The following is a 295-nucleotide window of genomic DNA, read 5'->3' as shown; positions in this document are numbered from 1 at the left end:
ATGTAGCTTGGGATTACGGAGCGGATACAAGAGGTTTTACCATAGGTATAGAATCTGGTGTTGTACAAAAATTCTATTCTTTTAAAATAGCTATAGGAGGAGAGCCTACGATGGCAAACGGAAACACTTATGACCAGTCAGGAGCATACAGCCTAAACACTCAGCTTTCTCTAAGACCAAACAATATAGGGACTGTAATAAGGCTTCTTGGTATGCTAAACTACGGCAGAATGGGAAGCTATGAAAAAGCTATAAACAACTTTAGCTACTACTATTCTCCTCAAAGCCCTTGCTA

General features: G+C 39.7%; 1 pseudogene. It reads left to right on the top strand.

The window, feature by feature from the left end:
* Positions 1–295: pseudogene (locus ACYQZV_RS09155) on the top strand (carbohydrate porin); the annotation flags it as partial.

This window comes from Hydrogenobaculum acidophilum, from assembly GCF_054656715.1.
Note: the sequence above shows the minus strand (reverse complement) of the source record. Positions and strands in the feature narration are given on the sequence as shown.